Annotated in this window: 17 protein-coding genes and 1 other RNA gene; 11 read left to right on the top strand and 7 right to left on the bottom strand. The window is 54.4% G+C overall.

What is annotated here, in order from left to right; genetic code table 11:
• Positions 1-236 precede the first annotated feature (236 nt).
• The 6 genes from nagA to kbaZ are packed head-to-tail and all read right to left on the bottom strand — an operon-like array spanning position 237 to position 5,262.
• Positions 237-1,367, bottom strand: coding sequence for an N-acetylglucosamine-6-phosphate deacetylase (gene nagA / locus V1566_RS23095; protein ID WP_395304745.1), 1,131 nt, complete (start codon positions 1,365-1,367; stop codon positions 237-239).
• Positions 1,364-1,798 carry a PTS galactosamine/N-acetylgalactosamine transporter subunit IIA gene (gene agaF, locus V1566_RS23090; protein WP_395304744.1) on the bottom strand — a complete coding sequence of 145 codons (435 nt, stop codon included), beginning with the start codon at positions 1,796-1,798 and terminating at the stop codon, positions 1,364-1,366. The genes nagA and agaF overlap by 4 nt, the downstream gene beginning before the upstream one ends.
• Before the next feature lie 16 nt (positions 1,799-1,814).
• The gene (gene agaE / locus V1566_RS23085; protein WP_029739649.1) at positions 1,815-2,693 is read right to left on the bottom strand and encodes a PTS N-acetylgalactosamine transporter subunit IID; all 879 of its coding nucleotides are present in this window, start codon (positions 2,691-2,693) and stop codon (positions 1,815-1,817) included.
• Positions 2,683-3,462, bottom strand: coding sequence for a PTS N-acetylgalactosamine transporter subunit IIC (gene agaW, locus V1566_RS23080; RefSeq protein ID WP_023309308.1), 780 nt, complete (start codon positions 3,460-3,462; stop codon positions 2,683-2,685). The genes agaE and agaW overlap by 11 nt, the downstream gene beginning before the upstream one ends.
• Positions 3,463-3,472: 10 nt before the next feature.
• Positions 3,473-3,946 (bottom strand): PTS N-acetylgalactosamine transporter subunit IIB, encoded by a 474-nt coding sequence (agaV, locus tag V1566_RS23075; protein WP_063143553.1) that lies wholly within the window; start codon positions 3,944-3,946, stop codon positions 3,473-3,475.
• A 20-nt stretch (positions 3,947-3,966) separates the two neighbouring features.
• Entirely contained in the window at positions 3,967-5,262 is a 1,296-nt protein-coding gene (kbaZ, locus tag V1566_RS23070; protein WP_395304743.1) for a tagatose-bisphosphate aldolase subunit KbaZ, read from the bottom strand.
• A gap of 251 nt (positions 5,263-5,513) precedes the next feature.
• On the opposite strand from kbaZ, the gene V1566_RS23065 reads away from it, so the two are divergent.
• Complete coding sequence (locus V1566_RS23065; RefSeq protein WP_063143552.1) at positions 5,514-6,317, top strand: DeoR family transcriptional regulator; 804 nt, start codon at positions 5,514-5,516, stop codon at positions 6,315-6,317.
• 46 nt (positions 6,318-6,363) lie between these two features.
• Here the strand turns inward: V1566_RS23065 and garD are convergent, their stop codons facing one another.
• Positions 6,364-7,935 (bottom strand): galactarate dehydratase, encoded by a 1,572-nt coding sequence (gene garD / locus V1566_RS23060; RefSeq protein ID WP_395304742.1) that lies wholly within the window; start codon positions 7,933-7,935, stop codon positions 6,364-6,366.
• Positions 7,936-8,309: 374 nt separating this feature from the next.
• Between garD and garL the strand changes: the two genes are divergently transcribed.
• The 10 genes from garL (at position 8,310) to tdcD (ending at position 18,841) form a co-directional block, all read left to right on the top strand.
• A complete protein-coding gene (gene garL / locus V1566_RS23055) occupies positions 8,310-9,080 on the top strand; it encodes a 2-dehydro-3-deoxyglucarate aldolase (protein WP_395304741.1) in 771 nt (256 codons plus the stop codon).
• Positions 9,081-9,101: 21 nt separating this feature from the next.
• A complete protein-coding gene (garR, locus tag V1566_RS23050) occupies positions 9,102-9,992 on the top strand; it encodes a 2-hydroxy-3-oxopropionate reductase (protein ID WP_395304740.1) in 891 nt (296 codons plus the stop codon).
• A gap of 59 nt (positions 9,993-10,051) precedes the next feature.
• Positions 10,052-10,429, top strand: an RNA gene (rnpB, locus tag V1566_RS23045) — RNase P RNA component class A.
• Positions 10,430-10,954: 525 nt separating this feature from the next.
• Positions 10,955-11,566: a hypothetical protein gene (locus tag V1566_RS23040; protein WP_395304739.1), complete on the top strand. Its 612-nt coding sequence runs from the start codon at positions 10,955-10,957 to the stop codon at positions 11,564-11,566.
• Positions 11,567-13,036, top strand: coding sequence for a PAAR domain-containing protein (locus V1566_RS23035; RefSeq protein ID WP_395304738.1), 1,470 nt, complete (start codon positions 11,567-11,569; stop codon positions 13,034-13,036). It begins immediately after the preceding gene.
• Between the two features lie 52 nt (positions 13,037-13,088).
• Positions 13,089-13,433 (top strand): hypothetical protein, encoded by a 345-nt coding sequence (locus V1566_RS23030; RefSeq protein ID WP_227441845.1) that lies wholly within the window; start codon positions 13,089-13,091, stop codon positions 13,431-13,433.
• An 816-nt stretch (positions 13,434-14,249) separates the two neighbouring features.
• Positions 14,250-15,170 (top strand): transcriptional regulator TdcA, encoded by a 921-nt coding sequence (tdcA, locus tag V1566_RS23025; RefSeq protein WP_008501504.1) that lies wholly within the window; start codon positions 14,250-14,252, stop codon positions 15,168-15,170.
• A gap of 101 nt (positions 15,171-15,271) precedes the next feature.
• Positions 15,272-16,261, top strand: coding sequence for a bifunctional threonine ammonia-lyase/L-serine ammonia-lyase TdcB (gene tdcB, locus V1566_RS23020; protein WP_395304737.1), 990 nt, complete (start codon positions 15,272-15,274; stop codon positions 16,259-16,261).
• A gap of 9 nt (positions 16,262-16,270) precedes the next feature.
• The gene (tdcC, locus tag V1566_RS23015; RefSeq protein WP_395304736.1) at positions 16,271-17,602 is read left to right on the top strand and encodes a threonine/serine transporter TdcC; all 1,332 of its coding nucleotides are present in this window, start codon (positions 16,271-16,273) and stop codon (positions 17,600-17,602) included.
• A gap of 30 nt (positions 17,603-17,632) precedes the next feature.
• Positions 17,633-18,841, top strand: a complete 1,209-nt coding sequence (tdcD, locus tag V1566_RS23010; protein ID WP_395306035.1) for a propionate kinase — start codon at positions 17,633-17,635, stop codon at positions 18,839-18,841.
• Positions 18,842-18,847: the final 6 nt, after the last annotated feature.

Raw genomic sequence — 18,847 nt, 5'->3', positions numbered from 1 at the left:
TTAGTCGTGTGAATTCCACATCAGACGCTGGCAATCGTGTCGCTATCTTTCGTTTCGTTTCACTTGTTCACTTAAGCAGTTAAATAAAATTTATAGAAAAGAAATCGAAACTTCAATGGAATAAAAGAAATAAAACGAAAAGTGTGATCGTGAAAGGAAAGGGTAATTTTAAGGAAAAGAAAAGAAAGGCCTTACGATCGGGTGCCGTAAGGCCAACAGGAAACACAATGAAAGGGCTAAAGGGGGAGAGCCAGGCCCTGAATCCAGATCTGCTGGAGGTGTAAACCACCGTCCAGCGAAATAATATTGGCGCGTTTACCCGGGGCTATGGATCCGAGCTGACCGTCAATGCCCAGCAGCCGGGCAGGGTGCAGCGAGGCCATATGGATAGCGTCTTCAGGGGTTACGCCCGCATACTCCACCATATTCCTGACCGCGGCATCCAGCGACAGCGTGCTACCCGCCAGCCCGCCGGAGGCGGTTTTCACCACGCCGTGGTGCATCGTGACCTCTTCGCCACAGAGCGTATACCGTCCGTCCGGCATACCTGCCGCCTGCATGGCATCGGTAATCAGCACCACGCGATCCTGCGCGCAGCAGCATAAGCGCATCGCCCCCGGATGGACGTGGTGGCCGTCGGCAATCAGCTCCAGCCACGCCCGTTTGTCCGTAAGCCCTGCGCCGACCATACCGGGCTCTCTGTGGTGCAGCCCCGTCATGCCGTTGTAGCAGTGAACCAGCCCGTCGGCACCCGCATCAAACGCGGCGAGAGTTTGCCGGTACGTGGCAGCGCTGTGGCCCAGCATGACGCGTATACCGCGCTGTTTAAGATGGTGGATCGCCTGCAACGCGCCGGGTTTTTCTGGCGCGAGCGCCACTACCCGCAGCGTGCCCTGTGAAACGTCAACCAGCCTGTCCAGCTCAGCGATATCCAGCTCCCGGAACAGCTCCGGCGGATGCGCCCCTTTGTTCTGCGGCGTAAAGTACGGTCCTTCCAGATAGCTGCCCAGGATCTGCGCGCCGGGGCCGCCGGACTGAGTGCGCCGGGCGATACGCATCAGCGTGGCGTGAATACTCTCCAGCGGCGCTGTCACGGTGGTGGGTAAAAATGCGCCCACGCCTTCGCACGCTTTATGCATTGCCAGAGTATCAAGCACGTCAGGCGCATCATCCATGACGTCTACGCCCGCGCCGCCGTGGACGTGCGTATCGATATACGCCGGGCAAAGCAGCTCCGCATCGCGCGTCGTAACGCCCGCCGGGATGGGTTCAATCGCCGCAACCGCACCGCTTTCAATGCGTAGCTGGTGGTCGTCCAGCCAGCCCTGTTCGGTAAGGATCCGTCGCGCGCGCAGCAGCTGGCTCATATCCCTTCCTCGGCAGGGGCTTCCTCACGACAGCGCCCCAGCTCGTCCATCAGGCTCGTCAGACCGCGGTGTCCGCACTCCAGCGCCTGCAGACGAAACGCTTCGCTGCTTAATCCGTCGCGCTCCAGCACCATCTCCAGCAGCAGCTGCAGGTTGGTGCCGGTAATCACTTCGCTGCCCGGCCTTTGCATCGCGAGCGTGGATGCCACGCGGAACGGCGTGCCGCCGAGCAGGTCGGTGAGAAAAATAATATCGTGCTGCGCATCGAGTTCGCTCACCGCCTGCTCAAGCTGAGCGGTCAGCCGCGCGGTGGTGGAGGTTTCCGGAAAATCGATGGCGATAAACTGCGGCTGCTCGCCGAGGATCTGCTTCATCGCCTGCTCAAGCCCGCTGGCAAACCCGCCGTGACCCGTCAAAATAATGCCTAACATCGCAACCTCTTTGCTTTTACAGGAAGTGACAGAATTTACCGACAACGCCCAGCAGCACGGTGATACCAATCAGCCTCAGCGGGCTCCAGCCGCGGCGTACCAGCCAGAACATCGTCAGGGTGTAGACCAGCGGCAGGAACGCGGGCATCAGCTTGTCGATGACGTCGGCCTGCAGTTTGACAACGGCATCACCCGCCTTGATTTCGAGCGTGGTATTGAGGCGGACGTAGGTTGCCACCAGCGCGCCGATCACCGTCATCCCGACGATAGACGCCGCGTGGCCGACCTTTTTGGTGTTGGCTTTAATCAGAGGAATAGCCGCGACGCCCATCCGGTAAGCGTAGTGCGCCAGGCCAAAACGCAGGCCGAGGTGTACCACGTTAAACAGCACGATAAAGACCACCGCGCCCAGAATCGATCCTTGCAGCGCCAGGCTGGCACCAATACCGCCACAGATGGGCAGCAGGGTCAGCCAGAACATGGCATCGCCAATACCGCCGAGCGGCGCGCCGACGGCAATTTTGGTGCTCTGGATGCTGTTTACATCCTGCTTGGATCGCTCCATCGCCAGAATGATGCCGATAACAAAGGTCACCAGGAACGGGTGGGTGTTAAAGAAGCCCATATGGCCTTTCATCGCCCGCGCCAGGTCCCGCTTGTTGGTGTGGATCTTTTTCAACGCGGGCAGAAGCCCGTACAGCCAGCCGGAGGCCTGCATACGTTCGTAGTTAAACGAGGCCTGCAGCAGCATGGAACGCCAGGCCACGCGGTTAATATCCTTTTTCGTCAGTTCGGCACCGATGTTCTGGTCTTCGTAGACGTTTTCATTCACGCCGGTCAGCAGCGTCTCTTCGCTTTCAGACACGCCCGGCAGGGTGGTTTGGTTAGATGCCATCTTCGAATTCCTCTTTCTGAGCGGCGGGAGCCGTCGGTTCAGGTGATTTACGCATCAGGTCGATCAGCGCCATGGCCAGCGCGGCCGCCGCAATCGCCAGCACCGGAAGCTTGAGCCAGGCCGCGGCGACAAAGCCGATAATGAAGTAAGGGATGTAGACGTTTTTCATCATGATCTTCAACAGCACGGCGAAGCCGATGGCTGGCATGATGCCGCCCGCGACGCCGAGGCCGTCAATCAGACGCGCTGGCAGAACGTCAATGGCGGTTTTCGCGTGCTCCGCACCGAAATAGATGGGCAGAAATGCGCACAAGAAATAGAAGATGCCGAGCGCCAGCAGGGCCAGATAATTAACCCGTTCAATGCCGTTGGTATCAGCATTGGCCGCCATGCGATCGCAGCGGGACATCACGCCGGACATCACCGAGAAGAGGAACGTAATCCCCATCTGAACCGCAACGGCAAACGGCACGGCGACGCCAACGGCAACTTCCGGCTTCACGCCGGTGCTGATGGCAAATGCGGTGCCCACGATGGTGCCGATAATGACGTTCGGCGGCTGGGCACCGGCGAGCGGGGCCAGCCCCATCCAGACCAGCTCTAACGTACCGCCGGTCAAAATGCCGGTGTGCAGATCGCCCAGAATCAGGCCGACCAGCGGCCCGAGTACCACCGGGCGGTGCATGTGCGTTAACCCGTTAAACATATCCAGACCGGCGATAAAGGCGAGTATGCCCAACCCCAGCGCCTGCAACAGACTGATTTCCATTGTGAATCCCTCAGAGCAGTTTAAAGAGATCCAAAGCAGTTTCTGTTGGAACGCCCTGAACGAAGCATTCCACACCGGCCGCTTTCAGGCCGTTGAACGCGGCGATATCGTTCGCGTCGACAGAGACCGTTTTGGCAATTTGTTGTTTGCCACTGGCGTAGTGCATGTTTCCGACGTTAATACGGGTGATGGGCACGCCGCCCTCAACCAGCTTCAGAAAATCGGCGGGTGATTTGCAGACCAGCAGAATTTTCTGGCGGTCAGCGGCGCGGTGAATGTTGTCGATCGCTTTTTGCAGCGACCAGAAGCGCACGGCGATCCCTTCCGCGAGCACCATTTCCATCAGGTTCTGTTGAACCGGATCCTCTGCGACCTCATCGTTAGCGACCAGCACCAGGTTTGCCCCCGCAAACCCCACCCACTGCACGCCCACCTGACCGTGGATCAGGCGTTCGTCGATGCGGCATAAAACAATGTTTGGCATAGCGTTTTCCTCTTTTTTAATTATGCGTTTTGAGTCATTACGCCTTCGCAGGCGGCGTGGTACTGCTGGAGTATGTCCTGAATGTGGTCGATGATGAGTTCCCGTGGCGTTGACTTGAGAGCGCCCTCGCGAACTTTGCTGTACTGCAGCGGCAGGTACTGGCTGATCAGCGGCAGAGGAATAGGCTCGTCTGCCAGGTTACGCACCAGCCGTTCAAAGGTGTCGTCGATCTGGCTGTCCGGCCAGTAGTAGCGCACGCGGTCAGAGTAGCTGTAGCCGCGCGCCAGGCGACGCGCGTTGCCGTCACCGTGGTAATGGCTTTGCCAGTATTCCGGGCGATCGAGCATGACGTTTTCCAGCACGTGACGCAGGCCGGAGCTGGCTTTTGCCGGCAGCAGCTCCTCTTCTATGGCGGCCAGCGAGAACAGCGCTTCGCGCAGGGCGAAGGTCAGGGCGGGGCCAACTTTCAGAATCGCAAAATGATCGTTGACCAGCTGACGCAGCGCCTGCGGCGTCTGGTAGTCGGTGGAGTGCGCTTCAAACACCAGCGTATCGTAGGCTTCAACCATTTTGCTCAGGGCAACGGCTTTCTGTGGCTGATAGTCGCAGACGTGCGCGTGGTCGAACTCCACGCCGGGCTGGACCACCAGGCCAATAATGCGCGGCCAGATGTCACTTAAGCCTTCCTTTTCGAACGCGTGGCGGTGCGCTTCAAGCGTGGCGCGTGCCGCGTCCGGCGTGGTGACGGCAAGTTCGGTGAGCGTCTCGTGCGCACCACCGGGAACCGGCACTTCCGTGCCGATAACGTAGACCAGATCGGATTCACCAAACTGCTCGCGACAGGTCGCTTCGGCGATCTTCGCCAGGCGTGCGGCGCGTGCGGCAACGATCGCATCGGTCAGGGGAACGGGGTCGTCCTCGCATGACATGCTGCAGTCGAGGTGGATCTTTTTGAATCCGGCAGAGACATAGCTTTTGATCAGATCGTCTGCATTTGCCATCGCCTGTTCCGCAGGGAGATTTTGCCAGCGGTTAGGGCCCAAATGATCGCCGCCAAGGATCAGCTGTGACGTCGGGAAACCGAGCGAATCGGCAAGCTGGCAGACAAATCCGTAAAAATCTGCAGGCGTCATGCCGGTATAGCCGCCAAACTGATCCACCTGGTTGGAGGTGGCCTCGATCAGCAGTGGCGACTGATGCGAATGCGCGTAACGAATGGCAGCTTCAAGTACCAGCGGATGTGCGGAACAGACGGCATAGATCCCGTTTGAATTCCCTCGTTTATGTTGTTCCACCATTTCTGTCAGATGTTTCACTTTCCTCTCCATTTCGGATGGTAATGATATTTATCTTTCGTTTTGTTTCATTTAATCCTGCATCACGGTGATATAAAAATAAAACGAAAGATAATAGTTTTCCGATCTGTTTCACAAAAGAAACATAATGAAAGGTTTCAGCTCAGTGTTGGCTTGCGTCTGGACGTAAGGGGGGACTTGCATTCCCGAAAAAGAAAGGCCTTAATAGACAAAACGAAATGAAACGAAAGACTATTTATTAAGGAGCTCGTATGAGCAGCACCGATTCATCCGCGGAAAAGCGCATCACCGGCACCAGTGAAAGGCGAGAGCAGATCATTCAGCGGTTGCGGGCGCAGGGAAGCGTGCAGGTTAACGACCTGTCTCATCTGTACGGCGTATCGACGGTGACGATCCGCAACGACCTTGCGTTCCTGGAGAAGCAGGGCATTGCCGTTCGCGCTTACGGTGGGGCATTGATTTGCGAAGGCAACATGCCGGGCGCTGAGCCTTCCGTGGAGGATAAAAGCTCGCTGAATACGGCGGTGAAGCGCAGTATCGCGCAGGCCGCTGCCGCGCTGGTTAAACCCGGGCACCGTATTATTCTTGACTCCGGCACCACGACGTTTGAAATTGCCCGCATGCTGCGCCAGCACACGGACGTCATTGCGATGACCAACGGGATGAACGTGGCGAATGCGTTGCTGGAAGCGGAAGGGGTGGAACTGCTGATGACCGGCGGGCATCTGCGTCGTCAGTCGCAATCTTTCTACGGTGACCAGGCAGAACAATCGCTACAGAATTACCATTTTGACCTGCTGTTCCTGGGCGTTGACGCCATCGATCTCGATCGCGGCGTGAGCACGCACAACGAGGATGAAGCTCGTCTGAATCGCAAAATGTGCGAGGTGGCGGAGCGTATTATCGTTGTCACTGACTCCAGCAAATTTAACCGCTCAAGCCTGCATAAAATCATTGATACACAAAGGATTGATATGATTATTGTCGATGAAGGTATTCCGGCGGAGAGCCTGGACGGGCTGCGGAAAAGCGGGATTGATGTGGTGTTGGTTTAAGGTTTTTACCCTCTCCCCTATGGGGAGAGGGCAGGGTGAGGGGAAGTCACGTCACCGGTGCCGGGTTGAACACCGCCAGCTGATTATGCAGCCCCCACTGATCAGAGAACGTTTTCTTCCGCCCACTGGCCACATCCAGAATGAAGTGGAACAGTTTCCAGCCCACGTCCTCAATACTTTCTTCCCCGGTAGCGATGGTGCCTGCGTTGATATCCATTAAGTCATACCAGCGGTTTGCCAGCTCGGTGCGCGTCGCCATTTTAATCACCGGCACCGCCATCAGGCCGTACGGCGTGCCGCGCCCGGTGGTAAAGACCTGCACCGTAATGCCGGATGCCACCTGCTGCGTGCCACAAACAAAATCGCTGGCCGGCGTTGCCGCGTAAATCAGGCCGCGTTTCGTCGGGCGCTGGCCCGGAGATAGCACTTCTGCAATGGCACTCTGACCGGATTTTGCAATGGAGCCGAGGGCTTTTTCCACCACGTTTGCCAGGCCGCCTTTCTTGTTGCCCGGAGACGGGTTGGCGCTGCGGTCGGTTTTGCCCATATCAAGATAGTTGTCGTACCAGGCCATTTCCTCGAGCAGGCGCTTGCCGACCTCTTCATTAACGGCGCGTGGCGTCAGCAGATGGATGGCGTCACGCACTTCGGTCACCTCGGAGAACATCACCGTGGCGCCGCAGCGAACAAGCAGATCGGACGCATAACCCACCGCCGGGTTGGCCGTCACGCCGGAGAAGGCATCGCTCCCGCCGCACTGGGTGCCCACGACCAGTTCCGAGGCCTGGCACGTTTCACGCTGGCGGCGGTTAAGCTTGTCCAGATGACGCTCTGCCACCTGCAGAATATCGTCGACCATTGAGCGGAAACCAACGTGGTGTTCGTCCTGCAGGCGCACGATGCTGGCCTCGTCTGCCGGAATGGCTTTCACATCTTCGGTGCCCTGCAGCAGGCGCTCTGGCTGCAATTTTTCACACCCCAGACCGATGACCATCACCTCGCCGCCAAAGTTCGGATTCAGGGCGATATTGTGAATGGTACGGATAGGCACCACGGCAGCGGGTGCGTTAATCGCCACGCCGCAGCCGTAGAGGTGGTTCAGGCCCACCACGCCGTCGACGTTCGGGTATTTCGGCAGCAGATCGCGTTCGATGATTTTCACCACGTAATCCACGACGCCTGCCACGCAGTGCACGCTGGTGGTAATGCCAAGCAGGTTCTTGGTGCCGACGCTGCCGTCCGCATTGCGGTAGCCTTCGAAGGTATAACCCTCCAGCGGAGGTAGCGGTTCCGGCACGCGGGTCGCCAGCGGAAGCGTGTTCAGCGGCGGCGCTTCCGGCAGCGCCACCAGCGACTCCTCAACCCAGCTACCCTGTGGTATAGAGCGAACGGCATAGCCGATGACTTCACCGTAACGTACGATTTCGCTGTTAGCTGGGATATCCACCAGGGCGACTTTATGTCCCTGTGGAATATGTTCAATCAGTTCCAGCCCGTCCGGGAAGCGGGTGCCCGCTTTTAAGCCATTATCGTTGACAATAATCGCCACATTATCGGTGTCGTGTACTTTTATATAAAACGCCGTCGGCGCTGCCTGTCGAATTTCAATGTTGGCCATTGTTCAGTATTCTCCAGCAAAGTGTCTGATAATAAATTCAGCCAATTTTCTAACGGTAGAAATAAATACGCGGCTTTCAGAATTAAAGCATGTCAGTACAGGGGGCATGAAAATGTGATCGCGATCGCTCCCGAACCGGTAATCCCTGATTCTGTGCATTAGCGCCCAGTGCTTTGTGCATATGCAAAAATTTTTATCAAAATATACCGCAATGCTTGAGCATTACAACAATGTGCGGTCGTGGATTGCGTCTTATACTGAATGACGATTTTATAACGCCAAAATACGTCAGAATAATAAATACAATGCTGGCGCGGTGTCTGAATAAATAAAATGATACTGAAAAAGGCTGCGGAATAAAAAAGGTAAATACGATGAGTAACGATATCTTCCCGAATAAATTTAAAGCGGCCCTCGCGGCGCACCAGATTCAGATTGGCTGCTGGTCCGCGCTGGCAAACCCAATCAGTACCGAAGTGCTGGGCCTGGCCGGTTTCGACTGGCTGGTGCTGGATGGCGAACATGCGCCGAACGATATCAGCACGTTTATTCCGCAGCTGATGACGCTGAAAGGCAGCCATAGCGCCCCGGTAGTGCGTGTACCCACCAACGAGCCGGTGATTATCAAGCGTCTGCTGGATATCGGCTTCTACAACTTTCTGATCCCGTTTGTGGAGACGGAAGAACAAGCGGCGCTGGCCGTAGCTTCAACGCGCTATCCGCCAGAAGGGATCCGCGGCGTTTCCGTTTCGCATCGCGCCAATATGTTTGGCACCGTGCCGGACTACTTCGTGCAGTCTAATAACAACATCACCATTCTGGTTCAGATCGAGAGCCAGCAGGGCGTTGATAACCTCGACGCGATTGCAGCCACAAACGGCGTGGACGGTATCTTCGTCGGCCCAAGCGATCTGGCTGCCGCCTTTGGCCATCTGGGTAACGCCAGCCACCCTGACGTGCAGCGCGCGATCCAGCATATCTTTGCCCGCGCTAAAGCACACGGCAAACCGTGTGGCATTCTGGCGCCGGTTGAGGCTGATGCTCGTCGCTATCTGGAGTGGGGAGCCACGTTTGTTGCCGTCGGCAGCGACCTCGGCGTATTCCGCTCGGCTACGCAGAAATTAGCGGACGCTTTTAAAAAATAACCATCATTGAGGAAACAGATTATGACGCTGAAAGTGGGTTTTATTGGCCTGGGGATCATGGGTAAACCAATGAGTAAGAACCTCATCAAAGCGGGTTACTCACTGGTGGTATCCGATCATAATTCGCAGGCCGTGGCTGAGGTAATGGCGGCTGGCGCAGAAACGGCCACCACCGCCAGAGCCATTGCCGAGCAGTGCGATGTCATCATCACCATGCTGCCAAACTCCCCGCATGTTAAAGAGGTTGCGCTGGGTGAAAACGGCATTATCGACGGTGCGAAGCCGGGCCTGGTGCTGATTGATATGAGCTCTATTGCGCCGCTCGCGAGCCGTGAAATCAGCGAGGCGTTAAAAGCGAAGGGCGTCGATATGCTGGATGCACCGGTCAGCGGCGGTGAGCCGAAAGCGATCGACGGCACGCTGTCGGTGATGGTCGGCGGTGCTAAAGCCGTTTTCGATAGATTTTACGACCTGATGAAAGCGATGGCGGGCTCCGTGGTGCATACCGGGGATATCGGGGCGGGTAACGTGACCAAGCTGGCAAACCAGGTGATTGTGGCGCTGAACATTGCCGCCATGTCCGAAGCGCTGACGCTGGCAACCAAAGCGGGCGTCAATCCGGACCTGGTTTATCAGGCCATTCGTGGTGGTCTGGCGGGCAGTACCGTGCTGGATGCCAAAGCGCCGATGGTCATGGATCGTAATTTCAAACCCGGTTTCCGCATCGACCTGCATATCAAAGATCTGGCGAACGCGCTGGATACGTCACACGGCGTGGGCGCACAGCTGCCTCTGACCGCGGCGGTCATGGAGATGATGCAGGCGCTGCGTGCCGATGGCCTGGGCACGGCCGATCATAGCGCGATTGCATGCTATTACGAGAAACTGGCGAAGGTGGAAGTGGCGCGTTAATCACGCCTTGCCCACACCTTAGGGTGACAGCGGCGCGCAAACCCTCTATACTGCGCGCCGAAGCTGACCAGACAGTCGCCGCTTCGTCGTCGTCCCTTTCGGGGGAGACGGGCGGAGGGGAGGAAAGTCCGGGCTCCATAGGGCAGGGTGCCAGGTAACGCCTGGGGGGGAAACCCACGACCAGTGCAACAGAGAGCAAACCGCCGATGGCCCGCGCAAGCGGGATCAGGTAAGGGTGAAAGGGTGCGGTAAGAGCGCACCGCGCGGCTGGTAACAGTCCGTGGCACGGTAAACTCCACCCGGAGCAAGGCCAAATAGGGGTTCACAAGGTACGGCCCGTACTGAACCCGGGTAGGCTGCTTGAGCCAGTGAGCGATTGCTGGCCTAGATGAATGACTGTCCAACGACAGAACCCGGCTTATCGGTCAGCTTCAACTTCTTCTATAACAATACGTTGGTGTGTCTCAGATTTTCTAAGGCAAAACTGTGACACAGACTGTGATACAAAAGAGACACACCAACGGCTGTTCTATCCCCAACATCCTAAAGCGTGGCAATCGCTACAGCGTTCATTTCAGACTACCTTCAGGCGGTTTTTTCGCGTGTCTCTGGGCTGCGATTCAGCCAGTAGAGCAAGATTTATATCTTTCCGTCTCCCTATGTTCATTTCATTTGTAAAATCGTCCCGGTTTGAGCCAGCCCTACTATTGGATATCGTGCAGAAAAGGAGGAAATTAGAACAAAAATACATTGATGATTATTTACTCAGCATTCAGACCGCCTTCTATGTCGCAGCAAAAAATCCCCTCAAAAGTGCGTAGTACTATGCGAAAGTCAGGTTCGCTAGCTGATGAAAAACGTAATTTGTTTGAGTACCTACGTCACCAAGTCGAAACATTGTCCATACAGCAAAAGCTTCAATATTTCACAATCCGAATGAAATAACAGAAAATATTTACCGAGTGAATTATTTAAAACAATGTTTCAATTTTGGTGATAAACCGCTTTTGGGTGCATGGGTGTTATTTGTACAATGTGTCCGAGAACAGAAAAATTCACAGCAAGCAGAGGGACTTATGCAACAGTACACCAACGAACTCACTTCATCGGTCATCGCATCTTTCGATGCTCCCCGTTATACCGACCAGCAACTATCAGAAATGAATGTGGAAGCCCGCAATCTCATTATTGAACAGCAAGAATATGCCCGACACCATCCAATCACAGCCATCTATCGTGCAGCGGTTGCCGGAAGTCTTACTCTTCGGGGTGGCGTTGTCGATGAACCTAATCCGGATCCGAGTCAGGGCATGAAAGTCCAACTCGATAATGGTCAATGGGTCAGCATGGTTACAGAAGGTGCAACCGTGACCTATCCAGACGGGACTAAGGCCACCATTATCACCAGCGCCGGACAGTTAAGCGAATGGGAAGGTAAAGGGATCGCGCTGGTTGGTAGTTTACTTGATAACGGAGATCAAATTCTCAGCACCCCTGATTATAGATTGATGTTCTCTTTCCGCGAGGGTGAATCAATGCCAGATGATTTCCTGACTGTTGCAAAGGTGGCGTAAATGGGGGGAATGCGTCCAAACGTTTTAGGTCGTGGAATAGCGTTGTTTGGTGATCAGACTACAACTGGCGCAAAGCTAATCCCCTCACTTTCTTTCGGTAACATTCTGGGCCGTCGCCCGATTGTTCTGGGTGACAAGACCACAGCTTGCCCAAAATGCGGCAAAGAAGGAAAAGTTGTTGAAGGTGAGCCACACCGCACAATTCACCAGATCCCTGTTGCCGTGGACAAGTGCGTAGTTTTATGTGGCTGCCTCTCTGGATCTAACCGTATCATAGCCCCTTTGGGCTGGATAGGCCCAGGTGAATCCCCCTCTCAGGCAACAGCAAGGTATCTGGCAGAAGCGGCAACCGCAGCAGCCACTTTAGCTGCATCTCAACAGTCGCAGGTAGAACCAGAACAACACGCCCAAACAGCGAAAAAGAAAACAGGTATTGACGCAGGTTTTACCATTATTCCTTACGGCGGTACTACAGAAGCTTGGCAACGTCTGCTATTTACGGAAAACCCGCCAGCAGGCGTAAAGGAGCTATTCGCTACACTAAACGGCCCGGATAAAAGATATAAAGCGGGTTCTATCATGCTGGTAGTTGACCCCGATAAGCAGGATGAAGAGCAAATCTCCCATATGCGGGCCGCGAAACAGCGGATTGATGCAGCATTAGCGCCGCTCTCCATCCAGCAGGCTAACTTCCTTTTCAAATATAAAGATACCATTGAGATGTTTGCAGCTGCTGCGACTACTGCAAACGATGCTGCTGGAAAGGCAGGAAGAGCGACGGAAGCAGCGAAGGGATATTTCGAGAGAGTCGAAAAAATTCTCGTCGAGATCGAGAAGACATACAAAAACCAGTACATCACAAGCGGCACACTGATCGGTGAACAATTCTTCGTTGAACGCCGTCGCTTATTTGGTCAACTTGATAGCGTGCTGAAGATGTTCATGAAACATCGATTCATGTTCAACGAATACACCGATCTGAAAAGCGCCCTTGGCCTTTCCAGCCGTTCAATTACCCACCGCTGGAATGAAACTGGTGTTAGTGATATTGAAGGTTACGCAACCCATATCGAGAAGCTGGCGAAGTACGTTAAGTGGATGGAAACAGCCGGGAAGATCGGTATTGGTCTGTCTGCTTTGGATACCGCAGCGAAGATCATGGAAGCCTGCACCGTTGGCAGGGATTGCGCCAAAACCTCGTTTACTTCCATCGGTGAATTTTCAGGTGGCCTAGTAGGTGGAGCTGTGGGAGCTAGGATTATTGGCGCTGGCGCAGCAAATACTATTTGCGCTGTGGTTCTGGGGGCTGCAACCATAGAGGCAGGAGGAGCGGGAGCGCTGCTTTGCACGCTCAGTGTATCTGGCGGAATTGCATACGGAAGCGATAAAGCTTTTAGCTGGTCTGTCGGAAAAGCGAGCGAATCCATTGGGGAGGCCCTCGGTCTTTATGAGATTACCAGTGATGATTAGTATAAAAATGGTATCGGTTATAGCCACACTTACAGGATTGTTATTAGGTGTCTTGAGCATCGTCGTGTCCGTCTTAAACCGTAAACGGTTTAGCGAAATTTGCGTCCTGTACAAAAAAAAATATGGCAGCCTTCCTGATGCCGTCTTGCTGTTCGAAAACGTCAACACGCTTTACGTCAACATAGCCTATAGTACGAAAGTGCAGTTCATCTACATCCCTCTATTATGGAATCGCAGTTCAATCCTGACCAAAAACGATGACAAGGACTTCATCAGAGGACTTCCCAAACGGCTGATCGGACCTTTCTATGTCGAGATATATCTGGCTGTCGTCAGTCTAATCTTCTTTATCATTGGGGGGCTACTGATGGTAGCGATAGAGCGCGGTTGGGTGTAAAAGGCGCGTCCCTTAGCGGGCTTTACTCTATAACACTAAGTGCGATACAGTCTGCGACAAATGATAACCCCAGCGCCGCAGATGCCTGACGTATGGTTGAACGAACCCGGCTTATCGGTCAGCTTCAACTTCTCGGAGAACCCCGCTTCGGCGGGGTTTTTGCTTTCAGGGGGGTGTAGGCTGGGTAAGCGCAGCGCCACCCGGCACCAGACAAACGACATCAATTCTCATATTTGCGACATTAAGCACATTTCACTGTTTTTATCCCTTCCGTATCGCTCCTGTGTCTGCGGACGATCGTCATCACAAAATTTCACGCTAAAAAACAGGCTATTTTCAGTATTGATAATTTGTTATTATTGTTACCTTAATGATCGCGAAACTTTTCTCGTTTGATATGCATATATTGAATTCAAATACATTTCTCCCGTGAATATGTGACGTATTCCACTCTTTTCCGCCAGCCTGAAAATTCGCGTCGGAAAAATTTGATAATTGAAAGAATGTTTCAAACAAATAGCGGTTATTTATTGGCCTTTAATTGCCTGAAATATCGTCTTTATTGATTTTTTCCAGACGGTAAAATTTATCCGGGTTATCGCCATAAAATAAATTTATTACCGCTATTTTTGTTGATCAATATCAGCGTAGTAGCGTATTTATCCTATGGTATCCATTTGATAAATATATGTTTTATTGGTTTTTTGAGGTGTAGGTTAAGGGGGCTGGAAAGCAAATTGTGAGTAACAGCACATACCCCTTCAAACATTATTGAGTAGAATTCACCCCGTCATAGGGAAATAAGTGCAGAATATTATGAACACTATTATTCTACCGAAAACACAGCACCTCGTGGTATTTCAGGAAGTCATTAAAAGTGGCTCCATAGGTTCTGCAGCAAGACAGCTGGGCCTGACGCAGCCCGCCGTCAGCAAAATCATCAGCGATATTGAGTCCTACTTCGGCGTGGAAGTGATGGTGCGTAAAAACACCGGCGTAAAACTCACTGCCGCGGGCCAGGTTCTGCTCTCGTACTCTGAGTCGATCACCCGCGAAATGAAAAACATGGTGAGTGAGATCAACAGCCTGAGTTTCAGCACCGTTATGGACGTCTCCTTTGGTTACCCGTCGCTGATCGGCTTTACCTTCCTGTCTGAGATGATCAAAAAATTCAAGGAAGTGTTCCCGAAAGCACGCGTCTCGATGTATGAAGCTCAGCTCTCCTCTTTCCTGCCGGCCATTCGCGACGGTCGTCTGGATTTCGCTATCGGCACGCTGAGCGATGAAATGCTGTTGCAGGATCTGCACGTCGAACCGCTGTTTGAGTCCGAGTTTGTGCTGGTCGCCAGCAAAACGCGAACGTGCACCGGCCCGACGACACTGGCATCGCTCACGCACGAGCAGTGGGTGATGCCGCAAACCGATATGGGCTACTACAAAGAACTTCTGACCACCCTGCAAGACAACCACATCAGCATCGAAAACATCGTCCAGACCGATTCCGTCGTCACCATTTATAACCTTGTCCTGAATGCCGATTATCTGACGGTCATTCCCCGCGATATGATTGCACCGTTCGGTTCTGACCAGTTTATTGTGCTGCCAGTGGAAGATGAATTACCCGTGGCGCGTTATGCCGCCGTGTGGTCAAAAAATTACAGGATTAAAAAATCGGCGTCAGTATTAGTTGAGCTGGCAAAACAATATTCGTCGATGAATATCGAAAGACGACGATGAATAATTAGTATCCATTTTAAAAACACCCAGAGCGTTAACGTGTTAACGCGCTGATACCCTGACTTTGCCTGAAAAGAATGAATTATTATAACGAGGATATTATGCATATTACCTACGATCTGCCGGTAACGATTGAAGATATTCAGGACGCCAGAAAACGACTGGCAGGAAAAATATATAAAACCGGTATGCCACGTTCGAATTATCTGAGCGAACGCTGTAAGGGCGAAATATTCCTGAAGTTTGAGAACATGCAGCGTACCGGCTCGTTTAAGATCCGCGGCGCGTTTAACAAGTTAAGCTCGCTGACCGACGCTGAAAAACGCAAAGGCGTTGTCGCCTGCTCCGCGGGGAACCACGCGCAGGGGGTGTCCCTCTCCTGCGCCATGCTCGGCATCGACGGTAAAGTGGTGATGCCGATGGGCGCGCCGAAATCCAAGGTTGCCGCTACCCGCGACTACTCCGCAGAAGTCGTGCTGCACGGTGAAAACTTCAACGACACCATCGCCAAAGTCAGCGAAATCGTCGAGATGGAAGGGCGTATTTTTATTCCCCCTTACGACGATGCCAAAGTCATCGCCGGGCAGGGCACCATCGGTCTGGAAATTCTTGAAGATTTATACGATGTGGATAACGTCATTGTGCCTGTCGGCGGTGGCGGTTTAATAGCCGGGATTGCGACGGCGATTAAATCCATCAACCCCACCATAAATATTATCGGTGTACAGTCTGAAAACGTTCACGGAATGGCAGCCTCCTGGCAGGCAGGAGAAATAACCAACCATCGCGTTACCGGCACGTTAGCCGACGGCTGCGATGTCTCTCGTCCGGGGAAATTAACCTTCGAAATCGTTCGTGAGCTGGTTGATGACATTGTGCTGGTCAGCGAAGACAACATTCGCGACAGCATGATCGCGCTTATTCAGCGAAATAAAGTGGTGACGGAAGGCGCGGGTGCGCTGGCCTGTGCCGCGTTATTAAGCGGCAAGCTTGACCACTATATTCAGGGTCGTAAAACCGTCTGCATTATTTCCGGCGGCAATATCGATCTCTCCCGCGTTTCCCAAATTACCGGCTTCGTTGACGCATAAAGGTGACCTATGAGCAACACAGAAAGCATTATCGTTGGCCAGACAAAAACGTCCTCCTGGCGTAAGTCTGATACCACCTGGACGCTTGGCCTGTTTGGTACCGCTATTGGCGCAGGCGTGCTGTTCTTCCCCATTCGCGCAGGCTTTGGTGGATTGATCCCGATCCTGCTGATGCTGGTTCTCGCGTTCCCGATTGCGTTTTACTGCCACCGCGCGCTGGCGCGTTTGTGTCTGTCCGGCAGCAACGTTTCCGGCAACATCACCGAAACGGTGGAAGAGCATTTTGGTAAAACAGGCGGGGTGGTGATCACTTTCCTCTACTTCTTCGCCATTTGCCCACTGCTGTGGATTTACGGCGTCACCATTACCAACACCTTTATGACCTTCTGGGAAAACCAGCTCCAGCTGCCTGCGCTAAACCGCGGCGTGGTGGCGCTGTTCCTGCTGCTGGTGATGGCCTTTGTTATCTGGTTTGGTAAAGACCTGATGGTGAAGGTCATGAGCTTCCTGGTGTTCCCGTTTATCGCCAGCCTGGTGCTGATTTCCCTGTCGCTGATCCCTTACTGGAACTCGGCGGTGATCGACCAGGTCAACCTGAGTGAAATCGCCTTTACCGGCCATGACGGCATTCTGGTCACGGTGTGGCTGGGTATCTCCATCATGGTCTTCTCCTTCAACTTCTCGCCTATCGTCTCCTCGTTTGTAGTCTCCAAGCGCGAAGAGTACGAGCCTGAGTTCGGGAAAGAGTTCACCGAGCAGAAATGTTCCAAAATCATCGGTCGTGCCAGCCTGCTGATGGTGGCCGTGGTGATGTTCTTCGCCTTTAGCTGTCTGTTTACGCTCTCTCCGCAGAACATGGCGGACGCCAAGGCGCAGAACATTCCGGTGCTCTCTTACCTGGCGAACCACTTTGCGTCAATGTCAGGAACCAAATCGACGTTCGCAACGGTACTGGAATACGGTGCCTCCATCATCGCGCTGGTCGCTATCTTCAAATCCTTCTTCGGGCACTACCTGGGCACGCTGGAAGGGCTGAATGGCCTGATCCTTAAGTTCGGCTACAAGGGCGACAAGAAGAAAGTCTCTGTTGGCAAACTGAACACCATCAGCATGGTGTTCATCATGGGCTCCACCTGGGTTGTGGCCTACGCCAACCCGAACATTCTGGACCTTATTGAAGCCATGGGTGCGCCAATCATCGCCTCTCTGCTGTGCCTGCTGCCGATGTATGCCATCCGCAAGGCACCGGCGCTGGCGAAATACAAAGGGCGCACCGAGAACATCTTCGTTACCGCGGTCGGCCTGCTGACCATTCTGAATATCGTTTACAAACTGTTCTAACCCATTGCTCAGGAAGAGCGGAGTCACATGATGATTGAGTTTCCGGTTGTACTGGTTATTAACTGCGGATCGTCCTCTGTTAAGTTTTCGGTGCTCGACGCCAGCAGTTGCGATCCCCTGATGACGGGCATTGCAGACGGGATCAACACCGAGAAGGCCTTTATTTCCGTGAACGGGGGTGAGCCAGCCAGACTGGCTCACCAGGACTACGAAGGGGCGCTGTCTGCCATCGCCCTGGAGCTGGAGAAGCGTAACCTGATGAGCAGCGTGGCCTTAATTGGCCACCGCATTGCGCACGGCGGCGATCTCTTCAGCGAGTCGACCCTGATCACGGAAGAGGTGATTGAGCAGATCCGCCAGGTCTCCCCGCTGGCGCCACTGCATAACTACGCCAACCTGAGCGGCGTGGAAGCCGCAGAGCGCCTGTTCCCGGGCGTGCAGCAGGTGGCGGTATTTGATACCAGCTTCCACCAGACGCTGCCGCCGCAGGCGTATCTGTACGGTCTACCGTACCGCTATTTTGAAGAGCTGGGCGTGCGCCGCTACGGCTTCCACGGGACCTCTCACCGTTACGTGGCCGCGCAGGCGCATACGCTTCTCGGGCTGTCCCCCGATGACAGCGGGCTGGTGATTGCCCATCTCGGGAACGGGGCGTCCATCTGCGCGGTGCGCAACGGCGAAAGCGTCGATACCTCAATGGGGATGACGCCGCTGGAAGGGCTGGTGATGGGCACGCGCTGCGGCGACGTGGACTTCGGCGCGATGGCGTGGATTGCCCAGCAGACCGGCCAGTCGTTTGAAGATCTGGAGCGCGTGGTCAATAAAGAGTCCGGGCTGCTGGGGATCTCCGGCATCTCTTCAGACCTGCGCGCGCTGGAGAAAGCCTGGCACGAAGGCAGCGAGCGGGCACAGCTGGCAATACACACCTTTGTTCACCGTATTGCGCGGCACATTGCGGGTCACGCGGCGTCGCTGCACCGCCTGGATGGGGTGGTCTTTACCGGCGGCATTGGCGAAAACTCGAAGCTTGTCCGCGCGCTGGTGGCGGAACGCCTGAAAGTCTTTGGCATCATCCTCGACGATGCCAAAAATGCCCTGCCGGGCAGCGCGGGTGAGCGCGTCATTAGCACCGAGTCGTCCCGCGTGGCCTGCGCGGTTGTCCCTACCAACGAAGAAAAAATGATCGCGCTGGACGCCCTCCGTCTTGGGAAGGTTGCCCCGGCTGCGGCTTACGCCTGATAAAGC

The organism is Enterobacter sp. ECC-019 (genome assembly GCF_043974075.1).
In the GTDB taxonomy this organism is placed as follows: Bacteria; Pseudomonadota; Gammaproteobacteria; order Enterobacterales; family Enterobacteriaceae; genus Enterobacter; species Enterobacter asburiae_D.
This window is presented reverse-complemented; position numbering and strand designations above follow the sequence as displayed.